This window comes from Mucilaginibacter yixingensis (assembly GCF_041080815.1).
GTDB classification, from domain to species: domain Bacteria; phylum Bacteroidota; class Bacteroidia; order Sphingobacteriales; family Sphingobacteriaceae; genus Mucilaginibacter; species Mucilaginibacter yixingensis.
On record NZ_CP160205.1, the window covers coordinates 4064869 to 4088492 of the forward strand.

At 45.3% G+C, this 23624-nt stretch carries 18 protein-coding genes; 11 read left to right on the forward strand and 7 right to left on the reverse strand.

Going from position 1 to position 23624, the window contains the following annotated elements; translation table 11 throughout:
• Positions 1-176: 176 nt before the first annotated feature.
• Both ABZR88_RS16580 and ABZR88_RS16585 read right to left on the reverse strand, forming a co-directional pair.
• Positions 177-1832 carry a M1 family metallopeptidase gene (locus ABZR88_RS16580; RefSeq protein ID WP_107827073.1) on the reverse strand — a complete coding sequence of 552 codons (1656 nt, stop codon included), beginning with the start codon at positions 1830-1832 and terminating at the stop codon, positions 177-179.
• Between the two features lie 5 nt (positions 1833-1837).
• Positions 1838-2386: a hypothetical protein gene (locus tag ABZR88_RS16585; RefSeq protein WP_107826265.1), complete on the reverse strand. Its 549-nt coding sequence runs from the start codon at positions 2384-2386 to the stop codon at positions 1838-1840.
• 271 nt (positions 2387-2657) lie between these two features.
• Between ABZR88_RS16585 and ABZR88_RS16590 the strand changes: the two genes are divergently transcribed.
• The 5 genes from ABZR88_RS16590 to hflX all read left to right on the forward strand — a co-directional run bounded on the left by ABZR88_RS16590 (position 2658) and on the right by hflX (position 7885).
• Positions 2658-3095, forward strand: a complete 438-nt coding sequence (locus ABZR88_RS16590) for a cytochrome B (protein WP_107826264.1) — start codon at positions 2658-2660, stop codon at positions 3093-3095.
• A gap of 207 nt (positions 3096-3302) precedes the next feature.
• On the forward strand, positions 3303-4709 hold the full coding sequence (locus ABZR88_RS16595) for an anthranilate synthase component I family protein (RefSeq protein WP_107826263.1): 1407 nt from the start codon (positions 3303-3305) through the stop codon (positions 4707-4709).
• A gap of 65 nt (positions 4710-4774) precedes the next feature.
• On the forward strand, positions 4775-5359 hold the full coding sequence (locus ABZR88_RS16600) for an aminodeoxychorismate/anthranilate synthase component II (protein ID WP_107826262.1): 585 nt from the start codon (positions 4775-4777) through the stop codon (positions 5357-5359).
• 194 nt (positions 5360-5553) lie between these two features.
• On the forward strand, positions 5554-6336 hold the full coding sequence (trpC, locus tag ABZR88_RS16605) for an indole-3-glycerol phosphate synthase TrpC (RefSeq protein ID WP_107826261.1): 783 nt from the start codon (positions 5554-5556) through the stop codon (positions 6334-6336).
• Between the two features lie 364 nt (positions 6337-6700).
• Entirely contained in the window at positions 6701-7885 is a 1185-nt protein-coding gene (hflX, locus tag ABZR88_RS16610) for a GTPase HflX (RefSeq protein ID WP_107826260.1), read from the forward strand.
• 312 nt (positions 7886-8197) lie between these two features.
• Here hflX and ABZR88_RS16615 read toward each other — a convergent pair whose 3' ends face one another.
• Positions 8198-9040, reverse strand: a complete 843-nt coding sequence (locus ABZR88_RS16615) for a menaquinone biosynthesis family protein (RefSeq protein ID WP_107826259.1) — start codon at positions 9038-9040, stop codon at positions 8198-8200.
• A gap of 31 nt (positions 9041-9071) precedes the next feature.
• Positions 9072-9797, reverse strand: coding sequence for a futalosine hydrolase (mqnB, locus tag ABZR88_RS16620; protein WP_107826258.1), 726 nt, complete (start codon positions 9795-9797; stop codon positions 9072-9074).
• Between the two features lie 80 nt (positions 9798-9877).
• Between mqnB and ABZR88_RS16625 the strand changes: the two genes are divergently transcribed.
• The 4 genes from ABZR88_RS16625 to ABZR88_RS16640 all read left to right on the forward strand — a co-directional run bounded on the left by ABZR88_RS16625 (position 9878) and on the right by ABZR88_RS16640 (position 15750).
• Positions 9878-10294 carry a 6-carboxytetrahydropterin synthase gene (locus ABZR88_RS16625; protein ID WP_107827072.1) on the forward strand — a complete coding sequence of 139 codons (417 nt, stop codon included), beginning with the start codon at positions 9878-9880 and terminating at the stop codon, positions 10292-10294.
• Positions 10295-10303: 9 nt separating this feature from the next.
• Positions 10304-10942 carry a GTP cyclohydrolase I FolE gene (folE, locus tag ABZR88_RS16630; RefSeq protein WP_107826257.1) on the forward strand — a complete coding sequence of 213 codons (639 nt, stop codon included), beginning with the start codon at positions 10304-10306 and terminating at the stop codon, positions 10940-10942.
• 113 nt (positions 10943-11055) lie between these two features.
• Positions 11056-11943 (forward strand): ACP S-malonyltransferase, encoded by an 888-nt coding sequence (gene fabD, locus ABZR88_RS16635; protein ID WP_107826256.1) that lies wholly within the window; start codon positions 11056-11058, stop codon positions 11941-11943.
• A gap of 90 nt (positions 11944-12033) precedes the next feature.
• Positions 12034-15750: an ATP-binding protein gene (locus tag ABZR88_RS16640; protein ID WP_107826255.1), complete on the forward strand. Its 3717-nt coding sequence runs from the start codon at positions 12034-12036 to the stop codon at positions 15748-15750.
• A gap of 15 nt (positions 15751-15765) precedes the next feature.
• Here the strand turns inward: ABZR88_RS16640 and ABZR88_RS16645 are convergent, their stop codons facing one another.
• Together ABZR88_RS16645 and ABZR88_RS16650 are read right to left on the reverse strand one after the other, a co-directional pair.
• Positions 15766-17187: an MFS transporter gene (locus tag ABZR88_RS16645; protein WP_170113508.1), complete on the reverse strand. Its 1422-nt coding sequence runs from the start codon at positions 17185-17187 to the stop codon at positions 15766-15768.
• A 222-nt stretch (positions 17188-17409) separates the two neighbouring features.
• Positions 17410-18321: a hypothetical protein gene (locus ABZR88_RS16650; protein ID WP_107826253.1), complete on the reverse strand. Its 912-nt coding sequence runs from the start codon at positions 18319-18321 to the stop codon at positions 17410-17412.
• A 275-nt stretch (positions 18322-18596) separates the two neighbouring features.
• Here ABZR88_RS16650 and ABZR88_RS16655 point away from each other — a divergent pair, with 275 nt between their 5' ends.
• On the forward strand, positions 18597-20147 hold the full coding sequence (locus tag ABZR88_RS16655; protein ID WP_245916949.1) for a glycoside hydrolase family 10 protein: 1551 nt from the start codon (positions 18597-18599) through the stop codon (positions 20145-20147).
• A gap of 84 nt (positions 20148-20231) precedes the next feature.
• Here ABZR88_RS16655 and ABZR88_RS16660 read toward each other — a convergent pair whose 3' ends face one another.
• Positions 20232-21311 (reverse strand): alginate lyase family protein, encoded by a 1080-nt coding sequence (locus ABZR88_RS16660; RefSeq protein WP_107826252.1) that lies wholly within the window; start codon positions 21309-21311, stop codon positions 20232-20234.
• Between the two features lie 264 nt (positions 21312-21575).
• On the opposite strand from ABZR88_RS16660, the gene ABZR88_RS16665 reads away from it, so the two are divergent.
• Positions 21576-23621: a hypothetical protein gene (locus tag ABZR88_RS16665; RefSeq protein WP_107826251.1), complete on the forward strand. Its 2046-nt coding sequence runs from the start codon at positions 21576-21578 to the stop codon at positions 23619-23621.
• Positions 23622-23624 lie beyond the last annotated feature (3 nt).

Consider the following 23624-nt stretch of genomic DNA (forward strand, 5'->3'; position numbering starts at 1 on the left):
ATTTTATTTTTTGACGGCTAAAGTAAGGAAAACTGAAAATTAAAAAGTAAAAATCAGGGAGTAATTCAAAAGTTAAGATTAAAAAGCAGAAAAAACGACATTAAAAACAGCAAGGGCGGTCTAAATCTCAAGAAACCGCCCCTTTTTAATTCTTAATTTTAATTTTTGATTTAAAATCAATCTACCAATACACCTATATAATAATTAAAGGTATCTACTTCTACATTATCCTTAGTTATACCATTAATTTTAACAGGGCTAAAAGTAGTGGTGGGCGTAATCATCTGATACTCCCCACCTTTGGTGCGAACCTGCACCGGCATGCTGAAGCCGTCTACATCAGCTATCCAGCGGCAGGTAGGGGTGCCGTTCTCAAACCGAAACTCCAGTGTTGGGATGTTTTTATAGCGCAGGTATTGGTCAAACACCGGGGTTAAGTTGATACCTGCCTGCGTACTCATATAATCTACTATTTGTTTGGCGGTCACTGTTTGGTGATAGAACGTTTTGTTGAGGCCGCGCAAAATGCCGCGCCATTTAGCATCATCATTAACAATAGTGCGCACCATGTTAAGCAGGTTGCCGCCTTTAGGATACATATCGCCCGAGCCTTCGTTATTCACCCCGTATTGCCCAATGATGGGTTCATCATTTAAAATGCCGCGACGGGTGCCATGGATATATTCCTGTCCTTTTAGTTTGCTGCCGGTTTTGTGCTCAATAAACAGCGACTCTGAGTAATTGGTAAAGCTCTCGTGAATCCACATATCGGCATTGTCTTTATCGGTAATGTTGTTGCCGAACCATTCGTGCCCGCTCTCGTGCACCACAATAAAGTCCCAATCCAGGCCCAGGCCGGTGCCTGACAGGTCGCGACCGAGGTAGCCGTTTCTGTATTTGTTTCCATAGGCAACCCCGCTTTGGTGTTCCATACCCAGGTGTGGGGTTTCCACCAGTTTGTAACCATCTTCATAAAAAGGATACGGGCCGAACCAGTATTCAAAAGCTTTGAGCATCGGCATCACGTTCGCGTCCCATTGTTTTTTGGCTTTAGCCAGGTTATAGCTCAGTGGCCAGAAGTCCAGATCGAGTTTACCTTTTTCGCCCGGATAGGTTTCGCTGTAATGGGCATAGTCGCCAATATTGGCTTCTATGTCATAATTATTAATGGGGTTAGCCACAAACCAATCGAAGCGGGTGTAGCCATCTTTTAAGTCAGTCACCTTACGCAAGCGGCCATTAGATACATCTTTTAAACCTTTGGGTGCACTGATGCTGATCATGACGCTATCCACCTCGTCGTCCAGCTGATCTTTATTAGGCCACCAGATGCTGGCGCCGACGCCTTCGCATGCGGTTGCTACCCAGGGTTTGCCCAGCGAATCTGTAGTGAACACCACACCGCCATCCCAGGGCGCGCGTTTGGCAATAGTGGGGTTACCAGAGTAATAAACAGTAAACTCGTCTTTACTGCCCTTGCTAATGGTTTGCGGAAAAGTAATAAACACGGCATTAAACTCGCGCTCAAACGGCAGGTCTTTACCTTTATATACAATGCGCTGGATATTGAGGTTGGCAAAAAGATCAAACTGCAGTTTGTCAAAGTCGCGAGTAGCGGTAAACTTAAACTGATTGCTGCCGCTGATGAATTTCTTATCGATATCAAACTTCACATCCAGGTGGTAATAATTGATATCATAACAGGTACGCAACGGCGAGTAGATGTTACCACGCAACGAATCGGCACGGGTAAAGGTTTTTTGCTGGGCGTAGATCGTAGCTGTTAACAACATAAATGTAAGAAGTAGCCAGCTCGATTTGTTAATTCTCATCAGGTTCATCTTTTCTTCCGTCTACGTAAATATTTACTGAATATATTAATGTACCGAGAGTCAAATGTCACTTTAGAAATGGAGGCATAATCTATTGATGTTTCCTCTTCGTCTATCAGGCCTGTGGCATCAAAGTGTTTAACATAAACATATGTGGTACCAACTTTTGTAATGCTTCCTATAGTAAAAGTATCAAGAGCAGATGACTCGCACTCTACTATAACTTTCAAATTATTTTCTTTTAATGAAGAAAAAGCCGCTCGCCAATTATTAAGCCTTATCTGGTAATTAATATTAATGGTGTCTGATAGTTTTTCCCATTGCATCATTTTGTTAAAGTATTTATCCGACCGATTGAAACGAATTTTATCAATCTGATTAGTGGGAAAAACAGAATAGCCGTCTATATCAAAATCAATGACATTCTGTATTAGTATTAAATCATCTGAGAAACCAAGAATATAGCCATTACTGCCTTCGATATTATTATCTATTTTACGGATAAGTTTTACCAGATCTTTGTTCTCTTGATGAAGTTTAAGTATATCAGTCATAACTGCTAATACAATTATAGTGGTTTACGGCGATAAACTGCAAGTGGTACATCTCTGAATGTCAATCTCACCCATGAGAGGTACATCACAAACATCCACATAGCATGCGGGGTACTGAAACAAGTGCAGCATGACCTACTGTTGTGCGAAGAATTCCGGCAATTACTTAATTCCATTAATTCATCTTCAGGCAATCGGCATATTTTTTACTTTTTAATTTTAACTTTTTACTTCCTCCAACGCCTATATTTGGCAACAAAAAACACCAGGCATGTACACTTTTCTTTTTTACTTCCACTCGGGGCTGCGCTTTGTAGTATTGCTGCTCCTGCTGTTATCAATTATACAGTCGCTTACCGGCTGGTTAGGTAACAAACCATATACCGAATCAAACCGCAAAGGCAATATGTTTACCATGATTAGCATGCACGTGCAGTTACTGGTAGGCCTGGCTTTATATTTTGTGAGCCCGCTGGTACAGTTTGGAGCCAACACCATGAAACAGGCCGACACCCGTTACTGGACCGTTGAACACATTACCATGATGATTGCTGCCATTGCAATAGTAACCATTGGCCACAGCCGTTCAAAAAAAGCCGCTACCGCACAGGCTAAGCATAAAAACATTGCCATTTTTTACGTACTGGCTGTACTTGTGATAGTTGCAGCACTGGCCGGTCACCGTCCGTTGTTAGCCATGAGCCGCTAAAACTTTTTTTAGAAAAAATTGGCTGATTGATTATTATTTATATTTTTGCTTCACAATGATCAGGATGGGCAATATTTTTAGCTGGTGGCACCAAAATAATTTGGCAGCCGGCTATACCTCGATCTAAAGATTTAATGTTATAAACCTAATTATGAGCCCGGCGTCACCAACGCCGGGTTTTTCTTTTTTAGGTCATCGCATACACAAATGGAAAAGATTAAAATTAAAACACATTACAAAAAACTACTGGCCGATACCACTACGCCGGTAAGCATTTACCTGCGCCTGCGCGACGTGTTCCCCAACTCGCTGCTGCTGGAAAGCTCAGACTACCATAGTCGCGAGAACAGCATGAGCTACGTTTGTTGCGACCCTATTGGCGGCCTGGTACTGGAAAGTGGCGAGCTGACCATCAACTATCCTGGCAAACCAAAGGAAACTTATGCCCAGGGTAGCTTTGAGCTGATTAACAGTATAGACAACTTTCTGGCAAACTTTGAGACCGAAGCCATCCAGCTAAAGATGATCTCTAACGGCTTGTTTGGCTATTTTACCCATGAGGCGGTGGAGCACTTTGAAACCATCAGGCTCAAAGTAACCGAAGAAAACCCGCGCCGCATCCCTGAGATGCAGTATCATATTTACCGCTACATTATTGCTATAGATCACTTTAAAAATGAGCTCTATATTTTTGAGAACGGATTGGAACTGACCGATACCAGCGGGCTGGAAAAGATCGAGTACCTGATCCAGAACAAAAACTTCCCGGAGTATCGTTTCCAGAGTGATTTTGAAGAAAAATCAAACCTGACCGACGAGGGCTTTATAGCCATTGTTGAAAAGATGAAACAGCACGTTTACCGTGGTGATGTGTTCCAGATTGTGCCATCGCGCGCCTTCTCGCGCCAATTCACCGGTGATGAGTTTAACGTGTACCGTGCGCTGCGCTCTATTAACCCGTCACCATATTTGTTCTATTTTGATTACGGCGATTTCCGCATTTTCGGCTCATCGCCTGAAGCGCAGATCACCGTGAAAAATCGCGTGGCCAGCATCTTCCCTATTGCCGGTACGTTTAAACGTAGTGGTGATGATGAGAAAGATGCCGAAATTGCCCGCGCGCTGGAAAACGACCCCAAAGAATCTGCCGAGCACGTGATGCTGGTAGACCTGGCCCGTAATGACCTGAGCCGCCACTGTACACAGGTAGAGGTTAAAGCGTTTAAAGAAGTGCAATATTATTCGCATCTTATCCACCTGGTATCGCATGTGAGCGGTAAGCTGCGCGAGGGCGTATCATCATTCAAAGTGGTAGGCGATACGTATCCGGCCGGTACGCTGAGTGGTGCACCCAAATACAGGGCCATGGAGATTATTGACGAGAACGAGAACATTAAACGCAGTTTTTACAGCGGCGCTATTGGTTATTTGGGTTTCAATGGCGATTTTAACCATGCCATTATGATCCGCTCTTTCCTGAGTAAGAACAACGTATTACATTACCAGGCCGGCGCCGGCATTGTGGCCGACTCGGTACCGGTAAACGAACTGAACGAGGTAAGCAACAAAATTGCCGCACTACGCAAAGCGCTGGAACTGGCGCAGGAGTTGTAAGCGGCGATTAGAGATCAGTTAACAGAGATTAGTAAGACCTGCTGATGCAGGAAAGAGATAAGACAATGAACAACAATATTTTAATCATCGACAACTACGACTCCTTCACCTATAACCTGGTGCATCTGGTAAATGAACTGGGACTGGAGTGTACCGTTTGGCGCAATGATCAATTTGCTTTGGAGGATGTAGACGCGTTTGACCGGATCCTGCTCTCACCTGGGCCGGGTATCCCGTCTGAGGCTGGTTTGCTGCAGCCGGTAATTGAAAAGTATGCGCCCACCAAAAGCATTTTTGGGGTATGTTTGGGTCAGCAGGCCATAGCGGAAGTTTTTGGCGGTAAGCTGCACAATCTGAGCCGCCCGATGCACGGTATTGCCACGCCAATTGAGGTAACCGACGCTACCGAGCAACTATTTGCCGGTTTGCCGCAAAGCTTTAAAGTGGGCCGCTACCACTCGTGGGTAGTATCTCGCGAGGGACTACCGGATAGCCTGGAAGTAACCGCTATTGATGCGGCCGACGATTCAATCATGGCCCTGCGCCATAAGGAATATGATGTACGCGGCGTACAGTTTCACCCGGAATCGGTACTGACCGAGTTTGGAAAAGAGATGATGCGCAACTGGTTATTGCCGGAGGGCAAATAGTTAACAGGCTAACCCAGCGTTATTCCGTTTTGTCATTTCGATGGAACGAAACAGTGGACCAAGGGAAAGCGTGACGGAGAAATCTTAGACGCAAAACATTGCAATCGTATAAGACTTCTCCCGTTGGGAGAAATGACAAACGGGTTTTAATAAACACATAAAAAACAAAATTCCCCTTCAGGGGGTAAGAGGGCATGACCATCTTAGATAAAATAGTAGTTCGTAAAAAGGAAGAAGTAAAAGAGGCCAAAGCACGTGTAAGCGTGGCCGAGCTGGAAAAATCAGAGTTCTTCAACCGCCATGTATATTCTTTCCGCGATTTTCTGCTCAATCCGGCACGTACCGGCATCATTGCCGAGTTTAAGCGTAAATCGCCATCAAAAGGCATTATTAATGACCAGGTTTCTGTAGAGGATGTAACCACTGCTTATGCCGCGGCCGGTGCATCTGCCCTATCGGTACTAACCGATACCGACTTTTTTATGGGTAAAACCGAGGACGTGATTGCCGCCCGTCGCGTAAATGGCATTCCTATCCTGCGCAAAGAGTTTATCATTGATGAATACCAATTGCTGGAAGCCCGCGCCATGGGTGCAGACGTTATCCTGCTCATTGCGGCCATCCTCACCCCTGCCGAGGTGAGTCACCTGGCTGCATTTGCCAAAAGTTTGGGATTGAATGTACTGCTGGAAGTACACAACCTGGAAGAACTGAAACGCAGCATTGATCCGCATGTAGATGCCATCGGTGTAAACAACCGTAATCTGGCCGATTTTACTGTATCGGTAGATACCTCGTTCCAGCTGGTAGAACAGATCCCGAATGAGTTTTTGAAGATCTCAGAAAGCGCTATCAGCAACACCAACGTCATCAAGCAACTGAAAGCTGCAGGCTTTAACGGCTTCCTGATCGGCGAGAATTTTATGCGCCAGGCAGATCCGGGCAAGGCTATGGCCGAGTTTGTGAAGGGATTGTAATTACCACTCGTCTTTCTTCTACTCGCATAATCGCCATAACGTCATTGCGAGGTACGAAGCAATCTCTGCTCAGGACAATACGGTTAACATACCGGCGCTGCAAGTACAGAGATTGCTTCGTACCTCGCAATGACGTATTTATCCCCTCTCGTCCCCTTTGCGTTTCTCTCAACTTTTTAAGATATTTGCGGCATGTTACTTATTTTCACATAGTTCTACGCTACACTGCCCGCAAAGCCTGTTTAGACTTATGCGCAAGCGACCTATATTTTCGCGGGCATCCCACTGTTAAAACAAAAGTTAATGCATGACCTTATTTGTTTAAGGTTTGCGTAATTTCATTTACAAATTTTAAGATTACTTAATGAAGAAAAAATATTATGATACCGCCGAGGAGCAGGAACGTGTGGTTCTGGTTGGTATTATTACACCCGGCGAAACCGAGGAACAAACCAAAGAGTACCTCGAAGAGCTGGAATTTCTGGTAATGACTGCCGGTGGAAGAACCGAACGGGTATTTACCCAACGACTGCAAAAGCCAGACCGTGCCACCTTTGTGCAATCGGGTAAACTGGAGGAGATTCGCGATTATGTTAAAAGTGAAGAGATTGATATTGTGGTATTTGATGACGAGCTCTCGCCATCGCAACTGCGTAACATAGAGAACGAACTACAGGTAAAGATTCTGGATCGCAGTAACCTGATCCTTGACATATTTGCCAAACGTGCGCAGACCGCACAGGCCAAAACGCAGGTAGAACTGGCCCAGCTGCAATACCTGCTACCGCGACTAACCCGCCTCTGGACTCACTTGGAGCGCCAGAAGGGTGGTATTGGTATGCGCGGACCGGGTGAGTCGCAGATTGAGACTGACCGTCGTTTGATCCTGAACAAGATCTCGTTACTGAAAGAGAAACTGAGACATATCGATCGACAGAACGAAACGCAGCGTAAAAACCGCCATCAACTGGTGCGCGTAGCGTTGGTTGGTTATACCAACGTAGGCAAATCAACCATCATGAACATGATCTCCAAATCTGAAGTATTTGCCGAGAACAAACTGTTTGCAACGCTGGATACCACGGTGCGCAAGGTGGTAGTTGAAAATCTGCCGTTCCTGCTGTCAGATACTGTAGGTTTCATCCGCAAGCTGCCTCACCATTTGGTGGAGTGTTTTAAATCTACACTGGATGAGGTGCGCGAAGCTGATATTTTGATCCACGTGGTTGATATCTCACACCCGAACTTTGAGGACCAGATCAACACCGTGAACGAAACACTGAAAGACCTGGGCGCTATTGACAAGCCAATGATTACTGTGTTTAACAAGATTGACGCTTACAAGCCAGTGCCCTATCACGAGGATGACGAGGTAAAACCGCTCACCCTGGAGGATTTTGAGCAAAGCTGGATGGGTAGGCATAACAGCCCGGCGATATTTATCTCGGCCTTGAAAAAAGAGAACGTAGATAATTTCAGGAAGCTGCTTTATGATAAAGTAATTGCTATACACACGGAAAGGTACCCGTATGATCAGTTATTGTATTGAGACCCACTTAGCCTCTTAAAGGCTGAATGATTATTCATAATAAAAGAGTAAAGCCGCGGGGAATCCCGCGGCTTTACTCTTTTATCCCCAATGTCATTTCGAGCGAGCGAAGGGCGGGAATTGTGCGGGAGGGCGACGAGAAATCTTAGACGCTAGCCAGGCCATCGGATACCAACATGGGGGCTAAGATTTCTCTCTGCGCTACGCTACGTTCGAAATGACAAAATTATTAAACAAGAAATGCGGCTTTGGCCGCATTTCTTGTTTAAATATAAAATCCGAAATTGAACATTCGAAATCCCAAATAACGGACTAAAGCGTCAAAAATATCTCCTCCTTAATCTCCGGAATAATCTTTTTCTCTAACGCGGTATCAAATAATAGTTTGATTGCCTTACGCCCCTCCTCGCCCAGTTCAACCGAGTATTTATTTACGTAGAGGTCAATGTGTTTGTACATCACCTCTTCGCTCATCTCCTGTGCATGACTGCGGATAAAATCCAGCCCCGATTTAGGGTTGGCAAACGCAAACTCTACCGAGCGGCGCAGCACGCGGTTAATCTTATGCTGCACATCTTCAGGTAAACGACGATTGGCTACGATGCCGCCCAGCGGGATAGCACAACCGGTTTGCTGCTCCCAATAATCGCCCAGATCTAGGATCTTTTTTAGGCCCTTATCCTGATAAGTAAAACGATTCTCGTGGATGATTAGGCCTGCATCAATTTTTTCATTTAGTAATGCATCTTCAATCTCAGAGAAAACGAGCTCCTGCTTATTGCTTAGCTCCGGAAAAGCGTAGCCCAAAAGAAAATTTGCAGTGGTGTACTTACCGGGAATAGCAACGCTCAAATCAGGCCTTTCTTTTAAATCCGAAATTGAATATTCGAATTTCGAAATTAACATCGGCCCAACTCCAAAACCCAGCGCGCTGCCGGCATCCAGCAACACATATTTATCAACCACGTAGGCAAAAGCATGATAGCTCAGTTTGGTAATATCCAGCTCGCCGCGAAAGGCTTTCTGGTTCAGCGTTTCTACATCATCATAAAACACATCGAACTCTAAACCTTCGGTGTCTATCTTATGATGAATGAGGGCATCAAATATAAAAGTGTCGTTTGGGCAGGGCGAAAAGCCAAGGGTCAGTTTCATAGGTAGTAATACATTTTTCGCGCTCAACGCATCAGCTAACGGCCGGTGGCAACGCCTCCAGGTGCTTGAGCAGGTTGTTGGCAAATGTATTCAGATTTTTAATGGCCAGGCCTATCTGCCACTGCTCGCGATTACGTTTTTCTACATAATTTGACACTGCCCTGATTTGCAACGCAGGCACCCCAGCCTGTTTACAGGCGTAGAAAAATGCAGCCCCCTCCATACTCTCCACCTGCGGGTGCAGCCGGTCGGCAGTTTTGCTGATGGTGCGCTCGTTGCCATGCACCCGGTTAACGGTAATGCCAGTCACCTGTTTCAATCGCGGCTTATGGTCTTCAATGCTGCCCATAAATTGCGGGATGGAAGCACCTGCAGTATAAATGCTCTCACCAAATCCCAATTGATCTATGCTGATAAAGTCTTCATCGTCCTGCGCGCCCAGTTCGGCAAAAATATCGGTGGTTATTTCTACTACCTCGCCCAAAGCCAGGCCGCGGTCAAATGCGCCGCAAATGCCCAGATTTATGGCCAGGTCATACTGGTTAAGCGCCAGTTGACGGCCCAGGGCAAAGGCGGTGGCCGTCATGCCCACACCGGTTACCAGCACAGATGTTTGTACAGAGGTAAGATCAGACGAGATGGCACCGGCACTGGCCAATACATCGTCAACCAATGCATCAACCTCTGTTTCAGGGCCATCCAACTCAAACAATGGTGCAATTTCTTGCTGGGTTGCAGCTACAATAAGTATTTTCATAGTGATGTGATAGGATACGAATATATAAAAACAATAGCCTGATTTTTTGTTTTGTATATTTGCACCCAATTACCTTTATGATGATTTATATAACGCGCAGAGAACAATTCAACGCCGCCCACCGCATGTACCGTGAAGACTGGAGCGAAGAGAAGAATGCCGAGGTATTTGGTAAGTGCGCAAACCCCAACTGGCACGGTCATAACTACAACCTCTTTGTTACCGTAAAAGGTAACCTGAGCTACGAAACCGGTTACCTGATTGATCTGAAAGATCTGAAGCAGATTATTAAAGACTATGTTGTTGAAAAGCTTGACCATAAAAATCTGAACAGAGATGTTGATTTTATGGAAGGCAAAATGGCATCGACAGAACTGCTTTGCATTGAGATCTTTAAACAGCTGAAAGCACCAATCGAAGCCTACGAGGGTGTATTTTTACACTCTGTTAAATTATTTGAGACCGAAAACAACTCTGCCGAGTACTTTGGCGAGTAACAACCTGCAATGAATAACCAAGGACCGTTCAACGACGACGATGAAGACATCGACGGATACGTTAAAATAGACCGCTACAACCCCGAGCTGATCAAAAGCATTTCGGGCCATTACGAGCACATCCTGAAAGCCCTGGGCGAAGACCCATCCCGCGAAGGTATATTAAAAACTCCCGAGCGTGTGGCCAAAGCCCTGCTGTATTTAACACATGGCTATGACCAGGATGCCAAAGCTGTGCTTACCTCGGCCATGTTTAAGGAAGATTACAGCCAGATGGTAGTGGTAAAGGATATTGAAGTTTATTCGATGTGCGAGCACCACATGCTGCCCTTCTTTGGCAAAGCGCACGTGGCCTATATCCCTAACGGGCACGTGGTGGGCTTGAGCAAGATCCCGCGTGTGGTAGATATCTTCGCCCGTCGCCTGCAGGTGCAGGAGCGTTTAACGAATGACATCCGCGATAGCATACAAGAAACCCTGAACCCTATTGGTGTAGGCGTAGTAATTGAATGCCGCCACCTGTGCATGTGTATGCGCGGCGTGCAAAAGCAAAACTCGGTAACCACCACCTCAGCCTTTACCGGCGCGTTTTTGGCAGAAAAGACGAGGACGGAGTTTTTGAATTTGATATCTTCGAGGTTGAGTTAAGCCCCCCAAGCCCCCTGAAGGGGGAGGCAAGAGGCATTAATAAAAGCAAACTATTAACTAATTTATAAACTACCAAACCAAAATTCCCCCTTTAGGGGGTTAGGGGGCAAAGAATGAAATCCTACATATTTCCCGGACAAGGCGCACAGTTTGTGGGCATGGGTAAAGACCTTTACGAACAATCTGAACAAGCACGTCAGCTTTTTGAGCAGGCTAATGATATTTTAGGTTTCCGCATTACCGATGTAATGTTTGAAGGCACCGTTGAAGACCTGAAAGAAACTAAGGTTACCCAACCGGCCATCTTTTTGCACTCGGTAATTCTGGCCAAAGTTTTGGGTCATGATTTTCAGCCTGATATGGTTGCCGGTCACTCGCTGGGCGAGTTTTCTGCCCTGGTAGCTGCCGGTGCCCTGAGCTTTGAAGACGGCCTGAAACTGGTAGCTGCCCGCGCTAACGCCATGCAAAAAGCCTGCGAACTGCAACCATCAACCATGGCCGCCATTTTAGGTCTGGATGATTTTACGGTTGAGGATGTTTGCCATCAGGTAACCGATGTAGTGGTTCCGGCCAATTATAACTGCCCGGGTCAGCTGGTTATTTCTGGCTCTATTGCAGGTATTGATGCCGCTTGCGAGAAACTGCTGGCTGCCGGTGCCAAACGCGCTATGAAACTGAACGTTGGCGGTGCCTTCCATTCGCCGCTAATGGAAGCTGCCCGTGTAGAACTGGAAGCTGCCATTGTACGCACAGAAATCAAAGCGCCGGTTTGTCCAATCTATCAGAACATCGACGCAAAACCATATACCGACCCTGAATTGATCAAGAAAAACCTGATTGCTCAGCTGACTGGACCGGTGCGTTGGACGCAAACCGTGATCCACATGCTGGAAGGCGGTGCCACCTCATTTACCGAAGTTGGCCCAGGCAACGTATTGCAAGGACTGGTTAAAAAAGTGAGCCGCGAAGTAGCTACTGCAAGCGCCACCATCCCGCAATAAGCCCTCCAAATAAAAAAAATTACAAAAAGCCGCAAACTAAAAGCGGCTTTTGTTTTTTAATGATAAATTTATAACTGGAAAACGCTTCTTTTGACCACTGCCGCTAAAATCCGTTTATGGCTTGCCTTGCTGTGTGCAGCCTTCCTGTTAACAGGAATTATTGTACAATGGACATTTACGCCCAAAGTTGATCTGACCCAAACAGCCGCCATCCTTGAAAAAAATCTGCACGGCAAAGAAAGTTACGTTAAACAGCTTACCGATAAAGATCATATAGACCGGCTGAAACGCTTGGCTTCTGATAATAAAGACGCAGTAGATTTTATTGAAGATGTAACGCTGGACAACCGCATACTTGCCTATACCTACGTAAATAACCAGTTAACGTTCTGGAGCTCGGTCAAGGTGATGCCCAAGGCAACCGGATATAAAGAGGGGGCACAGTTTATCAGGCTTAGTAATGGTTATTATGAGGTAATTAAGAAAACGGATGGCAGTTTTTCGTCGTTATTCTTCATCCCTGTAAAAGTTATTTACCCGTTTGAGAACCGGTACCTGCGTAATAACATTGATCGTGACCTACTGAATGATGACAATATTGACATAGCCGATTTTGCAGATAAAGCCATCTATGATATTCATAACATTGATGGTAAGTATATCTTCTCTATCGAGTTAAAGCCCAATTCTGTCAACCTTCGTTACTATGATCTGCAGATTACCCTTTGGTTGCTTAGTTTCCTTACGCTTTGCGTACTGGTGCACAACTTTTGTAACCTGATAGCACGCCGCATTGGCGTTGGTGCGGCGGTGGCGGCATTATTGCTGTTTTTGGGCTTGGTGCGGTTTATTAACCTGTATTATGGCTGGCCGGTGGTTAGTCACTTTCAGTTATTTAGTCCGCAGCTTTATCATTATAACGCCATCTTCCCCTCTCTGGGCGATTTTGGCCTGAACATTTTTGCGGCCTGCTGGCTGGCATCGTTCCTGTACCATAACCGGCACCGGCTGCTTAAAAACCCGCTGCCGCAACGGGCCAGCTACGTTGTAATGGTAGTTTACTCTCTGGTGCTTATTGCACTGGCTACCCTGTTGCTGCGTTTGTTCTACTCGCTGGTGCTCAACACCAACATCAGTTTTGATGTAACCAACGTATTTAACTTATCGGGCTCCAGTTTTATAGGCGTGCTGATACTCTGTTTCGGCTTTATGCTGTACTACCTGCTTAATGATACCTTTTTGGTGCTGGCCCGCCGGTTAGATATTCCGGCCTCGCACAAGGTGCTCATTCTGCTTGGATTTATGTGTGCGGCTACCTTCTATACCATTCTCCAACGCGATACCAGTTTGTTTTATATACTGGTTGGTGTGTTTACGGCCATCAGGGTGTTCCCTATCTGGTATGGCGATGGTAAACTTACGCCGGCAGCTTTCCTGGGTTTGCTGGCCACCTGCTCGCTTATCTCGGCCATCAAGCTCAATCATTTTCAGGAACTGAAGGAGCATAACGTACGCAAAGCACTCGTACAAAAACTGGTGGTTGCAGATGACCCGGATGCTGATATCAGTTTCCGAAATATTGAAAAACAGATCACTAATGATCCATTTTTACTAAAATATTTCCGCGATTCATCGCGCAATAACCAATACCTCAAAACACGTTTCCAGAAACTATACTTTGACGGGTACCTGTCTAAATACGATTTCCAGATCTATGCATTTGACGACAAGGGGCAACTTTTAACCGGCGACAAAAGCTATGACCTGAACGTATTTAAAGATCTGGTGGCTTACAGTTCGCTTAAAGTATCCAACTATTTTTATCGTGAAACTGAGGCTTTCGGCTTTCAGCGCTATTTTGCCATTCTGCCTATTTTTCAGCAAGATAATTACCGCGGAACTATTGTAGTATGGTTGCAGGCCAAACCGCTGGTAAGCAATCTGTCGTTCCCCGAGTTGCTGGTGCCGGGCGATGTAAAAAACAACGACGATTATGCCAACTACTCCTATGCCTATTATGATGATGGACACCTGGTAAACAAGGCTGGCACTTATGCCTACAATCTACGCAATTATGACCTTACCGGCCTGCCCAAAAGGTATCTGTTTAAGCAAAACAAGGCCGATAACTATAAGTGGTACAAGCCATTTGAGCATTACAGCCACCTGATCTATGAGCTTAACTCGCGCAATGTAATTATTGTAACCCATCAGGAAGATCCGCTGGCGCAGAGTGTAACCTCGCTTACCTTCTTCTTTGTTACGTTGCTGGCTTTCAGCATGATTATCATCTTCATTACCTGGTCATGGGCACGCATCAGGATTTTTAACATTAAAAATCAGCGCATCAGGCTCAGCTTCAGGATCAATCTGGATAAGATCCTGTACCGCAGCCGCATTCAGTTTTCGGTTATCATAACGGTGGTAATTACGTTGTTACTGGTAGGCGCTATTACCTTCCAGACCATTAGTACGCAATACCGTGAGCAGCAGGACGATATGATTCGCGAGAAGTTGCGCCGCATTGCCGAGGTGTTTGAAAATGGTCTGCAAAAAAACCTGTATACCACCACACAAGCCGGCTCTGTTAAGTTCAACGAGTTTGCCGATACTTACAACGCCGATCTTACCCTTTACAACCTGGACGGCGTAGTGCTACTAACCACCCAGCCCAAGCTGTACGATTACTCTATACTGATGCGCAAAATGAATGCGCGGGCATACATCACCATGCGCAGAATGCAACGGTCTGAATTTTTGAACGATGAAAAACTGGGCACACTGGATTATAAATCGGCCTATATACCTATCAAAAACATTAAACAGCAAACCATTGCCTTTTTGCAGCTGCCGTACTTTGCCAATGCTACAGATCATAATAACCGCATTGGTTCGCTGCTTAACGCCATGATAAATATTTATGCGCTGGTATTTATTGCCATTGGTTTGGTGGCCGTTATTATAGCCCGGCAGATTACGTCGCCGCTTACGTTTATTCAGTATAACCTTAGTAAAACCATTTACGGCCGCAAGAACGAGCCGATTGTTTGGCACCGCGATGACGAGATTGGCGCCCTGGTAAAAGAGTATAACAAGATGATTGCCGAACTGGAAAACAGCGCGGCCAAGCTGGCACAATCCGAAAGGGAAAGCGCGTGGCGCGAGATGGCTAAACAGGTAGCGCATGAGATTAAAAACCCGCTAACTCCACTTAAACTAGGGCTGCAACTGCTGGACAAAGCCTGGAAAGATAAAGACCCCAAATTTGATCAGAAGTTTGAGCGTTTCAGCAAATCATTTGTGGAACAGATAGAAAGCCTGTCGTCCATCGCGTCGGAGTTCTCTGCCTTTGCCAAGATGCCCGATACGCGCATAGAGCAACTGAACATTTTTGAGATGATTAACCAGGCGGTGATCATCTTCAGGCAGATGGATAACATTACCATTGATTATCAGCCCGGCACCGATTTCATTATCAGCGCCGACCGTGATCAGTTACTGCGCTGCTTTAACAACTTGCTCAAAAACGCCATTGAGGCCGTACCGCAAGATCGTGCAGGCCACATCAGGATCACCCATAAAACCAACGGACAGAACACGCTGATTATGCTGGCTGATAACGGCAACGGCATCCCCGAGCATCTGCGCGAACGCATCTTCGAACCCAACTTTACCACCAAAAGTTCGGGCACCGGTCTGGGGCTGGCCTTTGTTAAAAACTCTATAGAGAACGCCGGTGGCAAGATCTGGTTTGAAACCGAGATTGGCAAAGGGACTACGTTCTATCTGAGCCTGACAGGGGTATAATGCGCCGTTAAAAACTTATTCTGAAATATGCTGCGCAGATGTTTTACCGCCGGGGATAAAAATTAATAGAATAAAAAGGACTACCAGCATCAAAAACTCCAGTCCAGCGGCATAGCGGAAGGCCAGATGATAGTCTGGCATTGCTTTCCTCTCCGATAATTTATTGAAGAACACTCCGCCAATAATACTAACGCCCAAGGCGCCTGCGGCCTGCTGCACGGTAGCATATAAACCAGAGGCAGCACCGGCAAAATGATGTGGTACGCTTTTAAGGGTTACATTCAATATCGGTGGCATTACCCAGCCTGCGCTCAAACCATGCAACAAGATGAGCAGGAATACCACCTGCGGACTGATTGCCTCGGCCTGAAACAGGAAGATCTGCAGGCCTATAGACACCATCATCATAACGGTGCCAACCTGCAACACCGTCTTGCCAATCCTGGTAACCAATCGCATGGCAAAAAAGGATGAGAACGAAAAGCCAACGCCGAACATTACAAACATACAGCCGGTTAGCAAAGCATTAAAATGATACCCGTTTTGCAAAATCAGCGTGCTGATGAGCAGATATGAATTGTAAACCATGTAGCAAAACAGCACGCAGAGAAGACCGATGTTCAAATCTTTGATTTTGAATAAACTGAAGTTAACGAGCAATGCGTTACGGTTTTTCAGCTTATTCTTTTGATCGAACACAAACAGGCCAAAGAGTACAGCCGACAGCGCCAGCCCCAATATACACCACAACGGCCAGCCCAACTCGCGGCCCTGTATAATGGGGATAATTAAGGCAAAAAGCGCCAGGGTAAGGATAACGGCTCCGCTAACATCAAACCTGGCAGATTTATCCATAGGAGTTTCCTGAATAAAAATACCGCCCAAAGTCAAGGCAATTATTCCTACCGGCACATTAATAAAAAAGATGAGGCGCCAGCCGGCAATGGCAAAATGCTCATAAGTAAAAAAGCCTCCCAGAAACTGGCCGGCCATGCTGGCTAGTCCTAAAACCAAACCAAAAGTGCCTATGGCTTTGGCCCGGTCTTCAGGCTCGGTAAACAGCAACTGGATATAGGAGATGGTTTGAGGGACCATAAACGACGCACTTGCGCCTTGCAGAAAACGCGCAATGTTCAGCTCGATAGCAGAATGAGATAAACCGCACCAGGCTGAAGCCAGGGTAAATAAAGCCATCCCCCACAGAAATATCTTTTTGCGCCCAAAATGATCGCCAAAGCGGCCACCAGTAATCAGAAAAGCGGCATAACCCAGCAGGTATCCGGCAATAACTATCTGTAACTCGGCATCACTTGCGCCAATTCCTTTTTTAATGGCAGGTATAGCAATATTGACAATGAAAACATCCATCAGCGATAAGAATGGGGCTGTTAATACGATGATAAGTGCAAACCAGCGCGAATTTTTTAAGCGTTCCATAACGGTAATCTTTAGAAAACTTTTTGTTTCGGTCATCAGCCGACCTGTCGGGCAGGAATTTTAACTTCTGATTTCTTTTATTGCCCGATGACCATACAAAGTTGAGGAGATAAAATGAGGTGGGCGCGTGACCTACATCACATTTATCAGGCTTGCATTACTCCAATAAAAAAGCCCCGACGCTTATCGCTCCGGGGCTTTACTATTCAGTATTGAACTATCTTATTTCAGGGTGAAACTACCTTTACCCATGGTTGAGTTATCAGAGTACAGGAACACAGTGTAGGTGCCTTTCTGGAAACTGTTAGGGTTAACCCAATCAATCATGAACGGCGCGCCGTCATCTTTATAATCGATAGAGGTGCGGTAAGTGTATTGCAGATCCTGACCATCGGCAGTAAAGGTGCCGGTATCTGGCATGGTAATCAGGTTACCGGTTGGATCAATAATGCGGATATACACATCGTGCGATGATTTCTCGGCCACCGGGTTGCTGGCAATAGTAAAGTTGATCTTAATCTTTTTAGCCGGGCTGGCGCGGTTAACGTCAACCTCTTTACCGCTGCTTTTTACTTTATAGGCAGTGATAGAGATAGCGCCAACTTTAAGTGCCTGGGCTATTTTAACCTTAGTATTCAGCTCTTCATTTTTGCTGGTCAGATCGGTATTTTTCTGAGTAGCACTGGCCAGGTTAGTTTTCAGGGTATCACGTTCGGTAGCCAGCGTGGTATTTTGTTTTTTCAGCTCTTCAATGTCAGCTGTGTATTTGGTAACAAAATAGCGTAGTTGTTTTACGTCTTCCTGTGCTTTAGCCAGTTCTGCCTGGGTAAGTTTACCTTTGGCCAGTTCAGAACGTAGTACCTTGATCTTGCTGCGCAATGAGTCATTAGCAGCCTGCATTTCGGTAGTCATTTTGGTTTTCCCTGCGTTAACCTGCTCTATTTGAGCTTCTAAACTATCCAGCTCTGTTTGCAGACGGGTCTTTTCATCATTCTGCACTACTACGCGGCTGTCTGACTTATTTTTCTGCATGTACAGGTACACGTCAGTAACTAATAGGGCTAATACCACCACTATAAGGAAGTAAATTACGTTGGAGTTTTTCTTAGGCGTTTGCGTTGATTGGTTTTCCATTTCAGTTGATGTTTATGTTAGGCGGCATCAATAGTTATAGGTAAAGATGCATTGGATAGAGCTAAAAATTGATTTGGTCAACTTATCCTGATTGTTTATAACTAATTTTTTCAAATATGGTTTTCGCAAACCTATTTTAATTGTTTTAGCTATAAATAACTTTTAAATGTAACCACATTATGACTAAAAACACAAATTATTACTAATTATTGCGCGCCATACTAAAATTGCTAAAATGGGAGTTTATATCTTTGCAGCTCTTTAAATAATACCGCATGCCGTTAATACGACTGTTAATTACCACCTTCATCATATCTGTTTTTTGTTTAAATATGCAGGCCCAGCCCCTGCCTGATGGTGCGCCCCACATAGCCTCAAAACGCGAGTTTAGAGGTGTTTGGGTGGCTACCGTGGGTAATATTGACTGGCCCAGCACATCGCACCTGCCGGTTGACAGACAGAAAAAAGAACTGACTGACTTGCTGGAGTTTGACCGCCGTATGGGCATTAACGCCGTCATGTTTCAGGTGCGCCCCGCTGCCGATGCTTTTTATATAAAAGGCAAAGAACCATGGTCTAAATGGCTGAATGGCCGCCAGGGGCAGGCCCCAGATCCACTGTATGATCCGTTGGAAATGGCTATTACCGAGGCGCATAAGCGTGGTATTGAACTGCACGCCTGGTTTAACCCCTACCGCGCCAGTTTAGATGGCAACTTTAAGGCACTGGCCCCCCAACATATCACCAACATTCATCCTGATTGGTTTTTTATTTATGGTGGAATCAAGCTGTTTAACCCGGGCATTCCTGAAGTGCGCGAGTACATTGTTAAGGTGATACTGAACGTGGTTGATAACTACGATATTGATGGCGTGCACATGGACGATTATTTTTATCCATACCGCATAGCCGGTCAGAAACTTAACGACGCCGAGACCTTTAAAACATACGGCGGCGACTTTACCAATATTGACGACTGGCGCCGCGATAACGTAGATAAGCTGATTAAGATGCTGGGCGACAGCATACACAAACACAAGCCAACGATGAAGTTTGGTATTAGTCCGATGGGGATTTGGGCCAACAAAAGCCAAAACCCCGAGGGCTCTGACACCCACGGTGGAGACTCTTATTATGAATTGTATGCCGATTCGCGTAAATGGGTAAAAGAAGGCTGGGTTGATTACATTAATCCGCAACTGTACTGGCCATTCAAATACCGCCTGGCAGCGTTTGAAACCTTGCTGGATTGGTGGAGCAACAACACCTTTGGCAGGCACCTGTACATCGGTCAGGCGGCCTACCGGGTGAACGAGATTGCATCGCCGGGCTTTAAAATGCCATCGCAGATACCAGATCAGGTAAAATACCTGCGCAATAATCCACGCGTGCAGGGCAGCGTATACTTTAGCCAGAAATCGTTACAAAACAATCCGCTGGGCGTAAGCGATTCGCTACGCGATAACTATTACCATTTACCGGCCCTGCCACCGGTAATGCTTTGGCTTGATTCTATACCACCTAACCAGCCGCTGGCTTTGCAGGGCGTGGCAGGCATCAACAAGGTTACGCTCACCTGGACCAAACCAGAACCGGCCCGAGACAACGAGCCGGTGTACGGCTACGTAGTATATCGCTTTACCGGCGATGAGCAGGTAGATACAGATAACCCAGCCAACATCATCAGCATACAATACAATACCGATACCATTGCCGAGGATAACCATGTAGAGAAAGGCAAAAAGTACATCTACGTAGTGACAGCTTTAGACAGATTGAAGAATGAGAGCGATCACTCCGAACCGGTGACGGTGACAGTACGCTGATTTCGAATTTCGGATGTTCAATTTGGAATTTTATAGTACTCTAAAGATTAAAAATCCGAAATCGAACATCCGATATCCGAAATTCTACAACCTCACCTGATTCAGCACTAACTGCCAGTTGGGGTAGTTCTCGGTAGTTCCGCTAACTTTCTGGATGATGTTTATCGCATCCGGCGAGAAATAGGTAAGCAGATATAATACACCCAAGCCATTTTTAGGCTCGAAAAGCGTACCAGCTATATAACCTTTCTCGCCATTTCGGGCGCGTTTTTTATCAAACTCAACGCGGCTGTTTACAAATTCAGGGTGAGTTTTAGCGCCCTCTACAAATGGCAAAAACCACTCTACCGATTTTTTGACAGAGGTTTGCGCCGGCGATACGTAGTTATAATAATCAACACCGGTAGCCCGCTTCAAAATGATGGCCAGCGTTAACATCGGCTCCAAGTCATATGTATGATAGTGCAGGGCATCACGCTCCTTAAAATCAAAGCTCTGGCCGTCAGGCAACAGGTTAGTGGCTATTTGCTGCTGCAACCCATCTATGGCCCATTGCTGAAATTTCTGATCGCCAATGGCAAATCCAATCTCGCCCACCTCCTTTAAACGGTGCGAATGCCAGTTGTTGCTGGCCGTACCACTGCGGGCACGTAATTTGTTAATTTCCATCTGGGCAGTTGCGGAGAGCCATGCGCTGATCTTTGTTTTATCTGTGGCATTCAGATCGTTTTTAATCAGATCATATGCCTCAACGGCCGGATCGAGGTTGGTATCATCAATAGGATCGCCATTGGGTTTGTTTTTATCGGCCCAGGCCAGTAAAAATGTTGTGGCCTTGTCGAGGTAGTTTTTGCCGCCATCAACGCGGTACACCAGCGCGAGCGCATACATTTTGTGCAGGTCTTTAAATGCTTCCCACGACGCAATTTTTTTCGGATCGCCCTGCAAGCGGCCTTCGGTGTGGATGGTATCTATGGGGTTAGGCTGATCGTTTAAGGCGGCATCTGCCGCACGTTTCCATTCGGCATATCGCTTTTGAGCCGAGGTATCTGTTGCTGTGAGCTTTTTAAGTTTTTGCAGCTCGGCTTTATTCAAGCTTACCACCTGGGCGTCGGCATACATGGTTGTCGCCGCGAGGCACAACAAAAAGAAAATACGTTTCATGATCTTACAGGTTTATCAGACGTGAAATTATAAAATCCGGCGTATGCATGTAAGCAGTTGTTGGCTTTTTACTAAACATAATATGCCTTGTTAATTAAAAATTTCAAATTAAAAACACAAAACTTTAACTGCTGACTTAGAGTAATTTACATTAACTGCAGCTTTAAAAATTTCATCTAATTTTCATATTGATTCTATTTTTTTAACTATAGGTAATTTAAGTAAATGAGTCGCGTTATATTCGCATCATTTTAACTTAAACCAATGAAACATTCAACCATCCTAACCATCCTATCAGTTTTCCTGATTTCCTTATCCGTTAAAGCACAAACACCAGACAGTTTACATTACGGGCTCGGGCGCACCCTGATTCGTAAAGACATGACACAGGCGATTACCATTAAGGGCGAAGACCTGGAAAAACTGCCTTACAACACCCTATCTGACGCTCTGAGCGCCTGGCTTTTTGGGGTGTATGGCACCACCACAACTTATATTACTAATGTAAACGGTACGGTGCTGGTTAATGCCGATATGCTGAGCATTTATGATATTGACCAGATTACTTTGGTGCAAAACTCAGCTACGTTGGTTAATGGTATATCGCCCAACCAGGTAATGCTGTTAATTACCACTAAAAAGTATGCTAAGGGCAAATTTGGCATCAATGCAGCCGGGCAAACCAATCGCGTTAGTTCTAATCCGTCAATGTATCGGCCCGGAGGTTCCAAACACGATTATTACAGTCAGTATTACCTATCGGCCTATACCAATAGCGATAGGGTGAGCGTAAATATCTCTGCAGACTACCAGCGGTTTCTTCCTTTAAGTCTTGATCTTTCTTCTATCTCTCGTTATACCGAAGAAGATAAAATCAATCGTTACCGTTTCAATGGCAGTCTGCAAGCTAAATTGGGTAAATCTACACTTAATTTAATGGCAGGCTATGTGCCGCAAAATGTAGACGAAAACTTACAAAGCATATATACTTCGTCCTCTAATCTTTCAGAGAATAAATTGGACGGCCATGTTTGGTACGCAACAGGCAGCTTTACTACACCCTTGGGCAGTAAATGGCATAATGTTTTTAATGCAGGCTTACAGCGTAATAACATTGGAGTGGGCTATAGCAGCGTAACAACGGGCTCTTCACAATTAATACAGAGTACCTACTCTGCAGTAAACAATCAACGTTTTGTTAACTACTTATTTAATGACAACCTGAGCGGCAATCTATCAACCGGTGGATGGAGCTTTGAGCCTGCGGTAAACATTGCCTATCGCCACGCTAAAGACGATCACAATGTCGAAATCCGCAATTCTGATTCGCAAGGTCAGTTTTCATCAACCTCCTTTGGCTACAATTTTCAACAGAAAGGCATATTGCTTACACCGTCGCTCACTATTGGTTATAAAGATTTTTTTAACATTCAGGGAGGTGTAGAAACGCAGCTTTCAGGAGCAGGGGAACCCATTTTTAATTATTCCGCTAAAAAACTATTCCCGTTTGCACTTACATCGGTAAACCTAGGCAAACTTGCAGGTATAGATACCGCGTGTTTGGGCTGGCACTTTTATGCATCTTATGCCCGGACAGGCACATTTACGCAAGACCCGTATGCCTATATGCTTAGCCTACCTATTAATTTACCGCTCGGTACCATAAATGATCTTAACAGCTCCGCAATATCTGCGGTGCCAGTTAACCCCTACGCCATTTTTGATCAATGGCAGGCTGGCAGCAATTTTACGCTGATAAATGGCAAAATGGTATTAAGCTACGCTTTTATGCAGCGTAAATACCTCGTTCAGCAGATTTATTTTAGTCCAGATGCTAATAATAATATAAACGAAACTGGCTATCCGGTTAAGAAATGGCAGATCCACCGCGTAGGGATTGAATACGCCATAGTACAGAATAGCAAATTTTCGTGGCGCAGCAATTTAAATGCATCATACATCACTCTTAATATGGAGGACCTCACGCATACTGATTTTGCAGGCCTAATCTCGGGATATTCACCGCCGGGCCACCAGATTACAGGCGGCTTTGTCAATCGTTTTAATGTGGGTAAGGTAACTGCGGGCGCAGATATATTGTATACATTTTATTCTGCCCCCCAAAATGATGGTAGCAAGTTAAAGTCTTACTTCTTCTCGCTTTCAAATCTTTATGCTGGCTATCAATTTAGCGTTGGCAAAGTTAAACACCTGGAGGTTTTTGCCAACGGCCATAACATCTTCTCTAAAAAATATTACCAGATAGATAACTTGAGCTACTATGGCTTAGGCTTTAGAGCCAGCATATAATTA

Coding starts and splice junctions, on each gene's coding strand:
- ABZR88_RS16580 (WP_107827073.1), bottom strand. CDS start 1,832: ATGAGAATTAACAAATCGAGCTGGCTACTTCTTACATTTATGTTGTTA.
- ABZR88_RS16585 (WP_107826265.1), bottom strand. CDS start 2,386: ATGACTGATATACTTAAACTTCATCAAGAGAACAAAGATCTGGTAAAA.
- ABZR88_RS16590 (WP_107826264.1), top strand. CDS start 2,658: ATGTACACTTTTCTTTTTTACTTCCACTCGGGGCTGCGCTTTGTAGTA.
- ABZR88_RS16595 (WP_107826263.1), top strand. CDS start 3,303: ATGGAAAAGATTAAAATTAAAACACATTACAAAAAACTACTGGCCGAT.
- ABZR88_RS16600 (WP_107826262.1), top strand. CDS start 4,775: ATGAACAACAATATTTTAATCATCGACAACTACGACTCCTTCACCTAT.
- trpC (WP_107826261.1), top strand. CDS start 5,554: ATGACCATCTTAGATAAAATAGTAGTTCGTAAAAAGGAAGAAGTAAAA.
- hflX (WP_107826260.1), top strand. CDS start 6,701: ATGAAGAAAAAATATTATGATACCGCCGAGGAGCAGGAACGTGTGGTT.
- ABZR88_RS16615 (WP_107826259.1), bottom strand. CDS start 9,040: ATGAAACTGACCCTTGGCTTTTCGCCCTGCCCAAACGACACTTTTATA.
- mqnB (WP_107826258.1), bottom strand. CDS start 9,797: ATGAAAATACTTATTGTAGCTGCAACCCAGCAAGAAATTGCACCATTG.
- ABZR88_RS16625 (WP_107827072.1), top strand. CDS start 9,878: ATGATTTATATAACGCGCAGAGAACAATTCAACGCCGCCCACCGCATG.
- folE (WP_107826257.1), top strand. CDS start 10,304: ATGAATAACCAAGGACCGTTCAACGACGACGATGAAGACATCGACGGA.
- fabD (WP_107826256.1), top strand. CDS start 11,056: ATGAAATCCTACATATTTCCCGGACAAGGCGCACAGTTTGTGGGCATG.
- ABZR88_RS16645 (WP_170113508.1), bottom strand. CDS start 17,187: ATGGAACGCTTAAAAAATTCGCGCTGGTTTGCACTTATCATCGTATTA.
- ABZR88_RS16650 (WP_107826253.1), bottom strand. CDS start 18,321: ATGGAAAACCAATCAACGCAAACGCCTAAGAAAAACTCCAACGTAATT.
- ABZR88_RS16655 (WP_245916949.1), top strand. CDS start 18,597: ATGCCGTTAATACGACTGTTAATTACCACCTTCATCATATCTGTTTTT.
- ABZR88_RS16660 (WP_107826252.1), bottom strand. CDS start 21,311: ATGAAACGTATTTTCTTTTTGTTGTGCCTCGCGGCGACAACCATGTAT.
- ABZR88_RS16665 (WP_107826251.1), top strand. CDS start 21,576: ATGAAACATTCAACCATCCTAACCATCCTATCAGTTTTCCTGATTTCC.